The organism is Halobellus captivus, assembly GCF_007655485.1.
In the GTDB taxonomy this organism is placed as follows: domain Archaea; phylum Halobacteriota; class Halobacteria; order Halobacteriales; family Haloferacaceae; genus Haloquadratum; species Haloquadratum captivum.
The window spans coordinates 957,989-973,604 of sequence record NZ_VJXQ01000001.1; the positions used below are offsets into that span (position 1 = coordinate 957,989).

9 protein-coding genes and 1 tRNA gene are annotated in these 15,616 nt (G+C 50.1%); 3 read left to right on the top strand and 7 right to left on the bottom strand.

The window, feature by feature from the left end:
* Positions 1–20: 20 nt before the first annotated feature.
* A complete protein-coding gene (locus tag FJT57_RS04800; RefSeq protein ID WP_144902175.1) occupies positions 21–299 on the bottom strand; it encodes a DUF7538 family protein in 279 nt (92 codons plus the stop codon).
* A 50-nt stretch (positions 300–349) separates the two neighbouring features.
* Positions 350–877: a DUF192 domain-containing protein gene (locus tag FJT57_RS04805; RefSeq protein ID WP_144902177.1), complete on the bottom strand. Its 528-nt coding sequence runs from the start codon at positions 875–877 to the stop codon at positions 350–352.
* Between the two features lie 87 nt (positions 878–964).
* Here FJT57_RS04805 and FJT57_RS04810 point away from each other — a divergent pair.
* A tRNA-Val gene (locus FJT57_RS04810) sits at positions 965–1,037 on the top strand.
* 482 nt (positions 1,038–1,519) lie between these two features.
* A complete protein-coding gene (locus FJT57_RS04815; protein WP_144902180.1) occupies positions 1,520–2,680 on the top strand; it encodes a phospholipase D-like domain-containing protein in 1,161 nt (386 codons plus the stop codon).
* A 9-nt stretch (positions 2,681–2,689) separates the two neighbouring features.
* Here FJT57_RS04815 and FJT57_RS04820 read toward each other — a convergent pair whose 3' ends face one another.
* The 4 genes from FJT57_RS04820 to FJT57_RS04835 all read right to left on the bottom strand — a co-directional run bounded on the left by FJT57_RS04820 (position 2,690) and on the right by FJT57_RS04835 (position 11,398).
* Complete coding sequence (locus FJT57_RS04820) at positions 2,690–3,244, bottom strand: TBP family protein (protein WP_144902183.1); 555 nt, start codon at positions 3,242–3,244, stop codon at positions 2,690–2,692.
* Positions 3,245–3,251: 7 nt separating this feature from the next.
* A complete protein-coding gene (locus FJT57_RS04825) occupies positions 3,252–7,418 on the bottom strand; it encodes an Eco57I restriction-modification methylase domain-containing protein (RefSeq protein WP_203229095.1) in 4,167 nt (1,388 codons plus the stop codon).
* A gap of 306 nt (positions 7,419–7,724) precedes the next feature.
* Entirely contained in the window at positions 7,725–9,002 is a 1,278-nt protein-coding gene (locus tag FJT57_RS04830; protein WP_144902185.1) for an McrC family protein, read from the bottom strand.
* Positions 8,999–11,398 (bottom strand): McrB family protein, encoded by a 2,400-nt coding sequence (locus tag FJT57_RS04835; RefSeq protein WP_144902187.1) that lies wholly within the window; start codon positions 11,396–11,398, stop codon positions 8,999–9,001. The genes FJT57_RS04830 and FJT57_RS04835 overlap by 4 nt, the downstream gene beginning before the upstream one ends.
* 281 nt (positions 11,399–11,679) lie before the next feature.
* Here FJT57_RS04835 and FJT57_RS04840 point away from each other — a divergent pair, with 281 nt between their 5' ends.
* Positions 11,680–12,009 (top strand): hypothetical protein, encoded by a 330-nt coding sequence (locus tag FJT57_RS04840; protein ID WP_144902190.1) that lies wholly within the window; start codon positions 11,680–11,682, stop codon positions 12,007–12,009.
* A gap of 23 nt (positions 12,010–12,032) precedes the next feature.
* Here the strand turns inward: FJT57_RS04840 and FJT57_RS04845 are convergent, their stop codons facing one another.
* A complete protein-coding gene (locus tag FJT57_RS04845; protein ID WP_144902193.1) occupies positions 12,033–15,305 on the bottom strand; it encodes a KAP family P-loop NTPase fold protein in 3,273 nt (1,090 codons plus the stop codon).
* Between the last annotated feature and the right edge of the window lie 311 nt (positions 15,306–15,616).

Genomic DNA, 15,616 nt, shown 5'->3' on the forward strand with positions numbered 1-15,616 from the left:
CACGGGCGACATCGTCGGGCCTACAGCGAACGCCGTTCGACGCGGGGGTCGAGTCCGGCGGCGTCGAGGTCGTCCCGAATTCGCGCACGGAGCGGCTCGGGGACCGTGTCGCGGCCGACGGGGACGGCCGTCTCGCCGTCGCCTTTCACCTTCCAGTAGAGGACGCACTCGGATGGGCCGTAGAACTCGATGCTGTAGCGGTCGTCCGCGCCGCGGTAGTGAACCCGCGCGGCGTACCCCTCCACGTGCCAGCCGTCGAGGGCGGCCAGGGCGTCGAGCGCGCTGGTCGGATCGCTCATACGTGAAGGGCGAGTCCCGGGGCTCCTCGGGCTTTCGGTTCCGCCGCGTGTCACGCCCCGTCCGCTGGCGGTCCCCACTCGCCGTCGGCGCGGACGCGGTCGCCGACCTCGACGCCGCGCTCGACGGTGTAGTTGTACGGCACTTCGAGCACATACTGACCGCGGCCGCGGTAGCGGGTCAGATCGTCGTTAGCCGTTCCGTCGGGCGGCAGTTCGGCGTGGTGGATCGCGGTGATCGTCCCCTCGCTGTCGACGAAGACGATGTCGATCGGGAACGCCATATCCCGCATCACGTAGGCGTAATCGCCCGCCTCGTCGTGGACGAAGAGCATCCCCTCGTTCGGTCCGAGGGAGTCGGTCTCACTGAGTCCGGTGTAGCGCTTCGACTGCGTGTCGGCGATCCGGGCGGTCACCGTCGCGAGCGTCTCGTCGGTATCGTCGTCGACGAGTGTTACTGTTGTCCGGTTGTACTCGCCGGTCGGGAGAAGTCCGGGATTGCTCGCGACGGCGACGACGCCGACCGCGAGGAGGACGGCGACGGCGAGGATGACGGTAGCGAGTCGTGACCGATCGGCCATATCGTGTAGTCCGAGCGCGTGGGCGTAAGGATTCCGCCGTTCGGGATTGGAAACCGTTATACCCGCGTGCGGACTTCTTCGACGTGCGGGCTCGTGGTCTAGTGGTTATGACGCTTCCCTTACAAGGAAGAGATCGGTGGTTCGACTCCGCCCGAGCCCATACGTATCACGCACGGTTTCTAAGGCACCGATTTCATCGCGTAGAAGCGATATAGCCCAATTTTCCCAATTTTTGTCGCCGTAGCGACGGGGTTCGATTTTCCCGAACCCAATCGTTTGTCGACTGGCCCCCGCCTCCGTCCGAGGTTCTGCGTTATCCGAACGCGCGCTGGAGTATCAATGTATCGGGGCTGTGTTCAGATTAGCTGGCTGGACGGCAAACGCTTGAGTTCTATCGCGCCGAATGGCCTATGAGTGCCGAGCCAGCTTTCTATCCATCCATTTGCAGGAAGAATGGACAACGTCATAGAATCGCGTCTGCAACCTTCTAAGAAAGGATAATCGTGACCAAAAACCGAATAGAGAACATTCTGAGAGGTCACATAGGTCTTGTTATCGGTCCTACTGTTTCACTACACGAAACCAGACATAGCGACCTTCCTGTCAGAAAATGCTTAGTGAATCGGATAGGAACCGGGTTGTATGAAAGTGTCTTTTGTCGGTCAAGGATTCGAGAATTCTGATAATCCAATAGGCGTCCTACTCAACGAGTCATTTGCCGATGAGAGCTATACGAAATTCCTCTCCCTCGTCGCCTTTGCTCGTTCATCTGGAATCCGAAATCTAAGTGGGGTAATACAACAGTCAAAGGAGAATATCGATGAATTTCAAGTTATTGTCGGTATTGATCAAAAAGGAACCACAAAAGAAGCGTTAGAAGACTTATTAGAGTTAGATATTGGTGCAAGTGTATTCTATACTAGGTCTCCAAGCACATTCCATCCAAAAATTTACGTTTTTGAGGGGCCCGATAACGGGAGAGTGATTGTTGGTTCTTCTAATCTAACCAATTCAGGTCTATTTCGAAACGTGGAATCATCGATTCTTGTCGATTTCGAAAAACCCGATGAGGATGGAGAGGCGGTAATAACCGATATTCGGGAATACTATCAGCCGTTGATTTCAGGGACTAGTCCTAATGTCCATAAATTATCTACTGATTTGATTAATATGCTATACGAAAGCAACCTCGTAGATAGTGAAGTAGATACTAGGGGCAATTCTGAGTCATCAGCTTCGGGCCAAAGCGACACATCTGATGAAGTCCGCGACCTGTTCCCCCCGATAGATGTTGCTCGTCCACCAGCAGAACACTCAGGCCCTGGACTCTCAGACTCAGAGGTTCGTCAGGTAGAGGAGATGGATACGGGACGAGGACCTCTACTGTGGGAAAAGCCAGATTTACCTCGATCAGATGCTCAAGATCCTAGAGCTAGCCACGTAACTGGGCAATTGCGATTTAGTCAAGCTGGTTGGGAAGTTTCTGGGGATGTTATTGACCAAACCACGTACTTCAGATATGATGTATTTTCAGACTTTGATTGGGAGGAAATTGAGACTAATCCGATTGTTGAATCTGCTCAGGTCATCTTTCACGTAAACCTCGACGATGAGTATGAAGGCTATCATCAACTTGAACTCATTCATAAACCAGTCTGGGAAGCTGAACAGCGGAATGTAACGACAATGCTACGGTGGGGTGAATTGAACCAAAAGGTGAGTGAGTTGGATTTGACCGGAAAGACATTCTACCTTTATCGTCCCGAGAATGGCTCTGAGCCGTACTATATTGTAATTAGATAAGATCTATTCCTACATTTGCAGCTCATCCAATTGTTGCTTAAGTTTCGAGATGACACGGTTGACTGCTTCTTCCCCGACAGAGGTATTGATGACACATTTACCCGATGCAGAGATTGTCATTGTACAGTTAATATCTGATGGGTGATAGACGATATATGGGAATTGTTCTGGCTCATACTCGGCTTCCTCTCCTAGCCAAATATCAAGTTGAGTGACATTGATGTCTCTATCAAGGTCAACTGAATACACATAGTTGGTTACCGAAACGGAGTGCCCGTTCTTCCCGTCGATTATTCCATACTCTATCAGTATCTCTAAAAAGCTCTCGTTCGTTCGGTGTAATCCCTCAACTGAATCACTTCCCATAATAGTGTATTTGCCCGAACGATAGAGGCTGATAGTTCCTGTTTCGCCAGAAAATCGGACTGTAATCCCTTGGCTGGTTCTGTTAACATTCTCGATAGAAGAATTCTCGGCAATATCTTGTAGAACTGCATCAAGGTCCAATTCACGACCTAGATTTCCACTTCCGACTACATTCACTACTTCGACTGATTCGGGCATTATATTCTCAATCTACGATGTCCAACGGTTTCACGGATTCGTGTTGCCTATTATATCTATGCACATGCTCCTGAACATCTTCTTCCGATAGCCCATAGAGTTCGAATACAGCTTCATTGATTTGCTCCTCTAATTCAGCAATATCTCCATCGTTGCGGGTTGAGATATCCTCAGCTAGCTCATCCAGCGCGTTTTGCGCAACTTCGTCATCAAGGGGGACGGGTAGCGAAAGTGTTTGGTTCTTGTGTAGTTTGGTATCTTGGAGTGCAGTTTGTACATATTCGGCCTTCACGCCGGAGTCAATACCCTCAGAAAGTGATTGACCATCGTCCAAGACTAATGTCGTATCCCGGTCCAAATTCTGCTGGACAGATGGTGAAGAAATAAAAGTCGATTCAGGAGTTATTGTCACATCTATAAATTCCGCTCCCTTCTCACGGGCCTTAAGAATATACGGGTCCGGGAATTGGGGTATCTTCGTTTCAAGGTCTTTCAGGTGAAGAATCTCATTAACCGCAGTTTCAATGCGTTCTTTCAATTCCCCTGTTGGAACTTTCACCGGCCATTTTGAGATATAGTCTTTAATGTAACTGTAGGCTCTCCCTCTGTGGATTCGAGAATGGTGTTTATGATAATATTCTGTTATAGCAGAATTCAAAACTCCTGCTATGGAATATCTTTTATCCTCAGCAACGGCAAACGAATAGACCCGCGCATTATGCGGTGCAATAATGCCTTCATCGTCGAAGCATAGGCTATTTTCGTTCTTTTGATTGCCTGTTAGCAATTTGGGATACGGAAGCGACTCAATATTCTGGCGGCGCATATACCGATACCACCAGAGATCCTTGTCGAACAAGTCAATGACATCTACATTTGTTCTAATCGCACGACTCAGGTCCTGATACTGGCTTGATGAAAGGTCTGCCTGTCTATAATCACGCTCACCATCATTTGTCGTCACATCATCCTCGTCAATTACATCAAGTTCGTAGGCGAGGCGGTTATGAATCTCCTCACGCTCCACGGAGTCCTCGGACAACGTTTCCAAGACCTTCGCGTCAGAGAAGTATTCCCACGTCTGCTCATATTCTTCTTTCAACTCTCGGGGGCGAATCAATTGCGCTCGCTCGTCACCCTGTTTGTACGGGACGAAAACAAGGCGGTTGTCCCAAGAAGGCAACCATCGTTCAACGTCCTGACTACTGATGTCTATCTTCAAAAGCCCCGTTTCTACAGTATATGTTTCGTCAATCCCGCGCGGAGTAATCGGGAGCGTATCTATTTCACTCAGTTTCTCCTTGCTAATACCCACGATAGGATGAACGATGTATGCATTATCTCCACTAGTCTGAATTCCCACCATAATTTCATCCCCGACCAAATTCGGTGCATCCTCTGGGGAATTGTTCCGGATAACTCGCCTATCCCCCAGACGCATATCCATTAGGTCCTCAACCTGGCCCAGAACGTCATACTCACTCATAGGGCAGAACGGCCACACGTCTGCTATCGGCAGCATCTTCGAAACAGAAACACGCTGGCCGTTTGCCGTGAAACGAGTAGACATCTCCTCACGATAGACTTCACCTCGTTTTACCCATACACGACCTTGGAGGTGTTTGGAATCTATGTCGAAGAACTCGATGGTCGGGTGAGGTACCCGCGCTCGGATAGTACTAATCAAAGACTGAACATCCACATTATCGGAGTCATCTGTCTCCTCCCACTGACGAACACGAGTCGACAAGATTGAATGCTCATTAGTGAAAGAATCGTCTTCTATGAACGAGTCCCAATCGTCGTTATCGACCTCCTTCTCAACCGTTATTGCCGCGGTGTAGTTCGTTGCGTCAGGGAATATCGGAACATCGGTAAAGTCGATAATTTCGTGAATCCGATTCTTAGCAAGTAGGGCACGGATTTCCTTTGCACCTGAATTATAGAGGAAACGGTTTGATACGACGAACCCGAGTTTCCCCCCAGTGTGAAGCATATCGAGACCACGCTCCATAAACTCCATATAGGGGTCTGATTCGCTCCATGCCGAATAGTAGAGTTGCTGCATCCGCCGGTTCTGGTCATCCCCAGTATATCGGTTCTGCTTAGCGACCCACGGTGGGTTCCCAATGACGTAGTCATGTGAAATATCGTTCTTAATGATAGACGCGAGCACAACGTCCTCAATGAGTTTCAACAGTCGGCCGTCATTGTAGTCGTGACGTAAGTCTTCAACTGTTCCGAGGAATCCGTTTGCTGTATCAAGAAAGACATTTGCAATCTGCTCCGTACTGATGTGGGGCTCAAAGTAATCAGTAAAGTATGACTCCAATTCGTCCTGCTCAACCTCGTAGCGTTCTTGCCGCCCGCCGATTTCTTTGACTGCGTCGAATACGCCGAGTAGCGCTGAGAAGTACTGTTGTTGGTTCTGAATTTCGTTTAGCGTCTTCTCTTGTACATAACTAAACTCGGGCAGTTCGAATGGGAGGGATTCGAAATCACTTCCTTGACGAATTGGGAGAGGCATCTTGAATTCAATCATTCCCTTATCGTGGCTGGCAGTGAGAGTCTGCTGGAGTCCCTCCTCAACTTGACTCTCATCGATAAGTGAGTCGGTGCGGTAAATCGGGAGTCGTTTGAGGACGAACCCCGGACCCTCCTGCTCGACTGCTTCCCCGTACTCCGGCAGAATATCGAGCATAAACCGAATCTGGGCTAGCACGACTGCGAACGGATGGATATCTAATCCAACGAGTCGGGACCGCTCACATAGGTTACGGAGTTCAGTTGCCCAGTTCGTGTCCCCACCACACTGCTCCCGGTATTTTTCTAGGGCTTGTATCAGAAACGTACCAGAGCCGCATGAAGGGTCGATAAGCCGTTGCTGACGAAGGTCCCGGTCACTTTCCGCAGGATCGTAACCTGCGGAGTCCAAGACGTATTCTGCCAAACTTGGGGGGGTGTAGAACTCACCCAGTGCACGGCGAGTTTCTTGTGTGAAGTGCTTCTGGTACAGCTCTCCGAGTGGGTCGCCACGGATATTCATGTAGTTAAAGCGTGAGACAGATAGAATAAACTCAAGCAGTGTTCGGTCAAACTCTCGCATAGCCCGCGGCCAGTCTGTTTGACTCAGTTCCCGAACGTCACCCGCGTCGTAGTCCTCAACAGGTGCGTTCCACCAGTAGTAGATGTCCTGTTCGAAAATGGATTCTACGAGTTCCTGCCGCATCTGGTCCATCAAGTCACTCGCAGCGATTGTGTAAGACCCGACGGGAACCGTGTCACGAAACTCGCGTGTATTTCCTATAATAAACTCCGAGAGCGACAGAGAGGGGAAATCAAAGTCGTCACAGGCCTTCGCCAACATAAACCGTCCGAGCAAGGATTGGACAGTTTCAACAGCGAACATAACCTTCTCTTTATTCGCTGCTGACCCGGCGATATCCTGCCACTCATCAGGGAGATCACTCCAATTAGGTTCTGCCGAGTAGTACTCCTCCCAGAACTCGTAAGCGTCCTTTGGGAACGAATTCTCTTCGCGCTCGACATAGTAGTCGAGGAGGTTGTACGTCTTTTCGAGCATTTCATAGAATATGGTATTCTGCTCGTTAGCGAAGGTAGTCAGGAACTCATTCTGACCAACCTGCTCATCATCAATTACCTCTCCAATAGATACAGAATCAATCGAATCGAGATACTCGGTGAGTTCGGATTTCGTACTAAATTCGTAACTCGGTTTGTGAAGGTCAACGATCTCGTCAGCTTCCACGTCAGTAATCTCTTCTAGCGAATTGCGGAAGATACGTTCTGCCCGGTCCCGTGCCCCACGTTCGTATAGAATGATTTCCTGTCCGTCAGTCAGAACGCCATATCTGGCTTTGAGAGGCTTTACATATTGCTCCCAGAGTTGGGGTTTGTGATTTGCTAGGTCTTCGTCTCTAGACGGTTTCTTAAATTCGATTGTGAATACCGTATTATCGAGGTCGTCTTTCCCTGAATAATCTGCTCGTCCCTTCCCCACGATACTCTCTTCAGAGCGTATGTCTACTCCGAACCCTTCGTACCCAAGCTCGGAAAAGAACCCTTCGTCAACAAAAATATCCATAACCTCACTTTCGGATAGGTTGGGATTCTGTTGTACGTTCTCGAAGATGGAACGAAGGATATCCTGCATTGAGAGGTACTGCTCTTGCTACCTCTGATAAAGTTTCGGTCAAGTGTCCTCGAAAGAGTTCATTGTACGATTAGTCACGCTCTGAGTCGCACAGCGGCGGGTCTGCTAGTGCCTCCGGGTACCATCGAATGGACGACTTGGAAGTTCGTCAACGAAGGCCCACACAACCCCCGTGCTTCCCTGTTTGACTATCACCTAGGCATCGGCGTGCACCGTCTCACCGTCCGTTTCCGTAGGCCGTGGGAACGAGTACAGAAACACCCTTCTCAAGACATTGTTATAAGGCGCTTCTGAACGATAATGGCCTCACCAAGGAAGTTGGGCAGCAACACCCCGTTGAATCGTTGTAAGGAGGGACTGTCCATCAACAGCTTTGACGGGGACTTCCACCAGCGTGAGCGAGTCAAGATCACGTACCTCATATGTGGATCGCAGGGCCTGCTCTTGCTCTGGATAAAATAGTACACCAGGGACGTCGTGTGCTACTTGATACGCGACAAGTTGATAGATATCACTGGGCGACGGTTCGCGACTATTGGCTGCTGGATTGTCACGCTTCCACTTTGCATCACCCACAAGCCGAGCACGCTCCCCATCCGAAACCAACACGTCAGGGCGGATCTGTATCCGGCGATGACCGCCTGAGACAAGTCGCGTTGAAGTAGCCTGTGCCGTGGCGACCCAGCCGCGTTCAGTTGCCAGCTCAGAAACCACCCGTTCAACCACCTCCTCAAAGATCGTATTCATATTCACTAAGAGAGCATACGAGTCTCGGTCCGCGACGCGGAGTGAATCGAGATGCACGTTCTGTAGCACTAGCTTGGTCAATCGAACGAGATCCTCGTAGTACTCCATCAACCGTGTTAGCTCGACTGATTCCAACTCGATTGGCCGCACTGGCGTCAGCTCGACTCGGCGGCGTAACTGTTGCTGGTGCCGGCGTAGTGCCCTGTTAAGATCGGGGTCACTGACGAGCCGCTGCAGAACCGTTGTGGCATAGAGGATTGCCTGGTTAACCGTGGTATCAACCGTTAATTCGTCGTACGTACACTCGAAGGCTGTCGGCGTTGGCCCCTGTCGTTGAAGTTGTTGCTGCACATTGATTCGGCCTCGGAGGTGGTCAGTAGTCCGTGATACGCGGCTGTATGACCCGTGAAGCCCCTGGGTCAACACGTGATCGAGCTCGTTTTGGAACAGCATCGCAAGCGCATCAATAAACCGGGCTCCACCGGCAAGTTGAGTCTCCTGCTCGAACGTCTGCGCTTCAATATTTTGTGCGTATTTGAGAAGTCCAAGAAGGTCTGTGTTGGCTATTTTTGGGCGAATCTCAACCGTTGGCCCCTCTGGCAATGCGACGATTCCGATATGCTGAGTAGCTCGGAGTCGGGCACGACCGTCTGCCCGATATTCCAGCAGAAGGCGGGTCGCTTTATCTGACCCAGTTCCCCCATTAATTTCCCGTTCGACCGTCTCTCGAGCCTTTGAGGGAAGCTCTTCTGTATCCAGGTATGGGGTTGCCTCGTATTCGCGAAGCGTGTAGTCGGGCTCACTCGTGGAGAGGGAAGCGGACTGCTGACCACTCATAACTCGGCTGACTGAAGCTTCTCGGGGATAGGCTCACCATCTCGAATTGCACGTGCCAGTTCGAGGAGAGAGTATTCGTCATACCCAGGGATGTACCAGTAGTCGTGGCCCGCGTAACTGGTTCGATCGGTATCGCGATGATCGTGATCGATCCGACGAGCGAGGTCAGTTAGAGAATGGAGCTCGCCGTCATATGCCCACCGGACGCCCTTTTGTGTCCCGAGATCTGCGACCGTACACACCCAATAGTCGCTGTCCGGCTCAAACTGTGGCTCCGGACTCTCGTGCATACTGTCAATATCGAAGTGGAGTTCATCCCCAATCTTCAACACGTTATTCTCTGCTAAATAGCCGAGCGAGTTCGAGAAAGAGTCCTCGGATGACGTCGGAGTTTCCCAAACAACGTTGATGCCGACTAGTTCAGCGAGTACAGTGGCGAGCTCACCTGCTGTGAATGCGCGAATCTCCTGGCGGTCCGTATCAAGCAGCTCTCCAGCATCACCATCGAACAGCTGTTGTTCGATCTGGACGAACTGCCCAAAGTAGTATTCCTCCAAAAGTGGAAGGATCTCGAACTGCCAGGCATCAACGATCTGGGCGACCTGTTCGGTCGCCTTACCGTCCTGATCGATCCCGAGTAGATACGAGTGGCCGAGCTGTTTGCCACGCCCAAGTTGGGATGCATCGCGGATCCGCGCATTCAGCTGTTTCCATGCGAGAATTGAGAGGGCAAGCAGCGAATCGGCCGCATCCCCCTCAGTAGCGAGCGCCTCTAATTCAACCTCACCGTCGAATCCATATCTCTCTTCCAGCGGCGTCATCTCCGGCGGGAAATGGATGAATCGGAACCGGCGTCTCAGCGCCGCGTCCACCAGGGCAATCGATCGGTCGGCCGTATTCATCGTCCCAATTACATACAGATTTGGTGGGACGGTGAACCGTTCGTTCGAGTGGGGGAGCGTTGTGGCGGTTTCGCTGGTAGCATCTTGTCGTTTATCCGGTTCCAGGAGGGTGATGATCTCACCGAAGATCTGAGCGAGATTCCCCCGGTTGATTTCGTCGATGATAAGGACGTATGGCGGTGGCGATCCTTCGGACTCCCCCTCGCGGTGCGACTCGTAGGCAAGACGCGCTCGATCACAGAGCCGCTTGAACACACCGGCCTCAACCGCATATTCGACGCCACCATTGTGTTGGCGAGCAGTCAAGCCCTCGATGAAATCTTCATACGTAAACGACGGATGGAAGGTGACGACTTCGAGTTGGGCTTCCGTCGGTGCGTCCGACTGTTTTGCAATCCACCATCGGGCGAACTCGCGGGCAGTGTACGTTTTACCCGTCCCCGGCGGGCCATGGAAGATAAGTTGATTTACCCGAGAAAGTTGGCGAGCAATCGTATCCCGTCCTCGCGGTGGCCTCGTCGACTCTTCCAGCGGTGGCCGCCGGAACCGCTCGTCGAGTAGTTGATCCATCTTCACGTGATTGAAATTTGGGGTGAGATCCGCCTGTAATTGTAGACCCCGGATTAGCACGACGAAGAGAACTTGCGCAGGTGTCAGTGAGGAGTCGGTGATCTGTTGAACACCAAGTCGATCAGCTTGGGTTTGGAGTTGCTCGATATGCCTATTGTACAGATCAAACAACTGCTCATAAACGTGGACATCGCTTGGATCGATGTCGTTTTCGACGGTGGAATTGCGTCGAAGGACAGTCGTCCACTCTTCAATAACGTCAGTCGCAAGCGCGCTGCCAAGCCAGTTGCCAGGGGATCCATCGGTGAGCTGCTCTCGGATTGCAGCCGTCGCCTCGGAAATGCCACTGTACGGCTTGGTGCCTCCGCTGACAGTATAGCCGTGTTTTTCGAGTAGCGTTCTCAGGTTCGATGATTCGGCAGCGAAGATCTCAACGAGCTCTGGGGGGCACTCAGTAAAATAATGTCCTTGATTTAGCTGTAGGTTCTTTGTGTAGAAGATTTTCTGGTCGGTTGTCTCACAAATCCGTTGCAGATCCTCGGTGTATTCCTCGTTCCGGAGGATGTCATCATAGATGTGAATATGCGGTTCGATACCCTCCTTTGACCGAAGATCACGACGATAGCCGCCCCCGGCTTGTTCCTCACTCCACCGATTATCTGGAGGGCCCTCGAAATCCTCCTGTAGTTCTGAATCGATAACGGAAACCGCGACGATTTGATATTGTTCTTGCACCAGATGGAGAACGATATCTCCAATATCAGCTTCGCGCAGGGTTTCATACCGCCGGTAGCCACCATTATCCCTGCTCGGTGAAATCAGCGCTTTTCCGAGTGCTAATTCTCCTTCTTGCTTGTAGCGCCTGCCCTCCTGCTGGGTTTTCTCAATCCAGACGCGAGGAGAGGAGGACTCATCAATGTTCATACCGACTACATTCTCGGTAATGTAATCAAACCACGGTCTGTCACCAATATAATAACCACTATCGCATAGTCCCACAAATACAATAAGTAACTAATCGCTGGGAGTAGTTCAGATCGGAAAGATATGAGCTTGTAGCTCGAACGGGGAGAGACCGTCGCGTATTTGCGGAAACGCGAAATCAAGCATACCGATGACCTCTGACTGAGCAACTACGGACCCAATCCTCATTAGTTTCACTCCGCTCAGACAAGTATTATCTTAACACTCAGCAAGTACGAGGTATGTGGATTGAGGTACTTCCTCCGGTTGTCATCGAAAATCTGGACGTGATCGCGTTGATACTGCTCGGACTGCTCGTTGAAAAGCAGTACATCAGCCGGCCCGCCATCTGGGCGAACGTCGCAGCCATCAACATTCACCTATACGACTACTCGTTCGTCAGCGACTGGCTTGTTTGGTACGCGAATCTCGGAGTTATCGTCGCTGGCCTCGCTCTCTACACATACGGGTTCGATGAATCACTCCCTGGATGGTATTACACGCTCGCTTGGGCGTACTCATCAATTCCCGTTGCAGGAATTGCGTACCTGACTTGGAGTGGTGCGCTCTGAATACTGTCGAGAACTTCAACTAGTTACTCCAGATAATATTCTTTGATGCCTTCCAACCTTTCCTGATCAACGGTCTCTAATTGCTCGAACCGTTGGATCAAGTCCTTAGCCGCATTCTTGACTGCATTGTTATTCGTCCGGTCGAGAAGGCTCTCTAGGCGATCTAGTATCTGATCCTCCTTCCCATAGAACTCCTTAAAACCGGCAATCTGTTCAACGACTGTTTTCAATTGACTGGCGTTGAGATTTTGATCAGTCAGGGCATTGCTGAGCCGTTCCATAAACCGGCCGCCTTGGTTCTTTCCGAGCTCTTCAGGCATCGATTGCAGGACTTCGATAATCGGTGTGAGGTGGTCCGGGTTCTGGTTATTGCTGAGTCTCTGAGCAACTTCTTCTCGCACGTCCCCGACAACTGCTGCACGTCGATCTGCGTCTGCGTCTTCCGAAAAGGCGTCCCACAGTTCCTTATAGACCTTGTAGTCGCCTGCATTGCCTCGAAGAAGGATCTCCATTTGTCCGATGAAGCTCTCTTGCTCCGGCCCATCAAGCTTCGAGAAATGCTTAGCGATAGGCATCAAGAGTCGTTTCTTAACGTTTGAGTTATTCTCACCTTTGGCCTGTCGACCGCATTGCTCAATAATCGAACCCCACTCTTCCTCAAATCTACTGGGGTGCTTCTCAACTATCGAAAGCCCGAGTTGTCTATGGTTGTTATTGTTGTTCTGGATCAGTCCGTCTGCTTTATCAGCAATCTTCGAATCGTATTCAGACGAAACTCGTGGAATCACTTCGTCAATGATGAAGTCCTCGTTGTTGATGTGGCTAGGTACACGAGAGAGAAACGCATCAACTTCTTCTTCAGACTCAAGCACCGGTATCTTATTCTCCACTGCAAATTCGTAGATCTCTCTCACGTTATTCGGATTCCACTTCCGGTACAAGTCGCTAATCAACTGCTGAACCTCCGACCAAGTATTCTCTGAGAACGACTCGTGGAAGTGTAGGACGGCCTCAACAAGTACAACCCTCTCGTTACTCTTCTCTTCGAGAAGCTCCTTAATCGTCTGAAAAACTTTTTCTGCTGTAGATTCTGAAACCTTTGAACCTACCTCCATCAACTCACGAGCAAGTGACTGATCGATTTGATCCGCTTGATTCCCATTGTAATCGTCTCGAAGTTCAAGCAGCTTCTCTACGTAGCTGCTACGGCCATCGACACCAGCTATGTCATCAAACTGACCGTACTGCCCAGTCTTTGTATACTCGTTCTGATTGTCCTCCATCTCAACCAGTGAAGCAGCAACTTCGATAATCTCAGCCGTGACCAAGTGCTCCTTAGCTTCGCTGGAATCTGCTAAACTCTTCAGAGCAGCACTCAAGTTATCATCTCGCAGATCAATTACACTGGTAGAGAATTTTGAGACTGTACGCCTAGGGATTTCGTCAGCGTGTGTGATGAATGCCTCTAAGACACCATCGTTCAGTCCATCTTCAATTTTGACTAATTCTGCGAACCTGTTGAAGAGCCGGCGTGAATAACGTGCCGGCATCACCAGTAGTATCGGGAATACAGATTTTGCATTAAGATGAGGTAGATCCTCGCGTACAGGATTTCTCACCAGATATTTGCCGACGACTTGGGCGACCTGCTTCTTTTCTTCTTCCTCTAGTACGTTGAAGATAGAGACCAAACTTCGAATAATGCTATACATTGGCTGCTCACGACTGTTTGAACGGTAGGTCTGAAGGTCGTCATCAATGGCATCACAGTACTGAGCAAATGAACGACTTCTCTCCCTGATATCCTCTATTTGCTCTCGAAGCTCTGATTGTTGGCCCGTCTTCAAGTACCGCATTACGTCGTCTAAATCATCTAAACCAGACGAATAGGACGGTTCTGCAAGATTAAGGAAAGGACGGACATTCGGTGCTGTAACTCTTTGAGTCGAGCTGAGGAACGATTCCAAACGTGATTCTCCTCGTTCATCAATATCGAGAATTTTCTTTATACGGTCCTGCTTGTCCTCATCTTGTAAGTCATTGTTGAAATATGAATTAACATCGTCTAAGAGGTACGGGTCATCTACAAGTTGCCTGTAGAAGTCTGAGAACTCCTCTTCCAGTATTGAAATCTTTGCAAGGAACGGCGTATTTTCAGTGATTCTCCCCGAGTTCAGTATCCCCTCTGCCTCTCGTTCTTCTGCGATTTTTCGGAGAGTAACGAGCCGGTTGATCGCGTTTTTAATTCTGCGGGGGTTCTCAAAGTAGGCGTTTGCTATGATATCAACAGTCTCTTCGTCAAATGAATTGCTAAGCTGTTCATTCTGCTCCTGAGCATAGTTTTCGACATCTTCGGTTTGGAACGGTGGGATCCGCATATGGGTCTGGAAAAACTTTCTGAGGAACTCGCGCTCGCTTCGTGTATCCCCAAAATATCCGTCCTCGTTAATCGCCTTTAGGTGACTCTCCAACGCTTCATCATCACACGGAATCAAGTAGATACAACGGTCGTCCTCCAAGAAGGTCTTCAAGGACACGAGGACGTCGTAGACCGTGTCGCTTTCACACCGGTCCAAGTTATCCACTGAGATGACGACCTTTTCGGCCTCCGACTCCTGAATAATTGACTCGAAGATCCTTTGATAAGCACCGGTCCACTCCTTCCGAGGGTACAAAAACTTCCTCTGAATCGTCTGAGCAACCGTATCCAACTGCTGTAGAATATATCCTAGCACAGGTAACAGTAACCCTGTCAGGACTACTGATGCGGCAGCAGAGTATCCGCCAGCTTCTAACGCAACAGCGGCTATAGCCAATCCAACAAATGCTATTGCAAGTAATGGGCTGTCAGACCAGAAATCAGAGATAATTTCTTGTGGGCTACTGGATTTCGTGACTTGCTCATCTTCCTCTACGTCGTAAAGCCGGCCCGTAATGTCGTCTTCTCCGAGAACACCTTCCGAATCTTCACCGTCGATCTCTTCACCAATCGCTTGATCTAATTCCAGAAGTAGTTCTGTCCGGATCGAGTCTTCAGCGTGAGCCCAAGCGTCGAACTCGATACAAAGCACCTCGTCAAATTCTGAGCGGCTCCGTATTCTGTTATACAGCAGTTTGATAATCGAGCTTTTTCCTGACCCCCACTCACCGAAGATGCCGACGTGCCAGGGTGGCTCAACATTCTGAATGACTGTGGAGAGAGTGTCTACGTATTCGATATGGCCAAAGCTGTCTTGCTCTTCAGAAGTGATTGGATCATCAGTTAGGAACATACGACTATCATCGGAAGACGTCATTAGAGGACAACCTGTACTCGAATTATAAATAAACCCGTCAATATTACAACGACTCAAACACTGCTTCACCAATACTTAGCTCGTCGATTTTTTGCATTATCTGTGCTCTTTTCTTCTCTTACTCCTTTCTGTCGCGCCAGTGATGCTGTTTCCCCGTCCGTATCTCTCAGTAAAACTCTTTGAAGGAAGATTATGGGCTGGAAAGATGAAACGCAACTCTCCTCATTAGACGAGACGTCATAAAAGATATCTCTGAAAGCCTTAATTGGGCACACAGTGGCTAATTTGTACAGACACATATTACTCAATAT

Bases quoted from the DNA above. Each gene is read 5' to 3' on its own strand.
- FJT57_RS04800 (WP_144902175.1), bottom strand. From the start codon at position 299: ATGAGCGATCCGACCAGCGCGCTCGACGCCCTGGCCGCCCTCGACGGC.
- FJT57_RS04830 (WP_144902185.1), bottom strand. From the start codon at position 9,002: ATGAGTGGTCAGCAGTCCGCTTCCCTCTCCACGAGTGAGCCCGACTAC.
- FJT57_RS04815 (WP_144902180.1), top strand. From the start codon at position 1,520: ATGAAAGTGTCTTTTGTCGGTCAAGGATTCGAGAATTCTGATAATCCA.
- FJT57_RS04805 (WP_144902177.1), bottom strand. From the start codon at position 877: ATGGCCGATCGGTCACGACTCGCTACCGTCATCCTCGCCGTCGCCGTC.
- FJT57_RS04845 (WP_144902193.1), bottom strand. From the start codon at position 15,305: ATGACGTCTTCCGATGATAGTCGTATGTTCCTAACTGATGATCCAATC.
- FJT57_RS04840 (WP_144902190.1), top strand. From the start codon at position 11,680: ATGTGGATTGAGGTACTTCCTCCGGTTGTCATCGAAAATCTGGACGTG.
- FJT57_RS04835 (WP_144902187.1), bottom strand. From the start codon at position 11,398: ATGAACATTGATGAGTCCTCCTCTCCTCGCGTCTGGATTGAGAAAACC.
- FJT57_RS04820 (WP_144902183.1), bottom strand. From the start codon at position 3,244: ATGCCCGAATCAGTCGAAGTAGTGAATGTAGTCGGAAGTGGAAATCTA.
- FJT57_RS04825 (WP_203229095.1), bottom strand. From the start codon at position 7,418: ATGCAGGATATCCTTCGTTCCATCTTCGAGAACGTACAACAGAATCCC.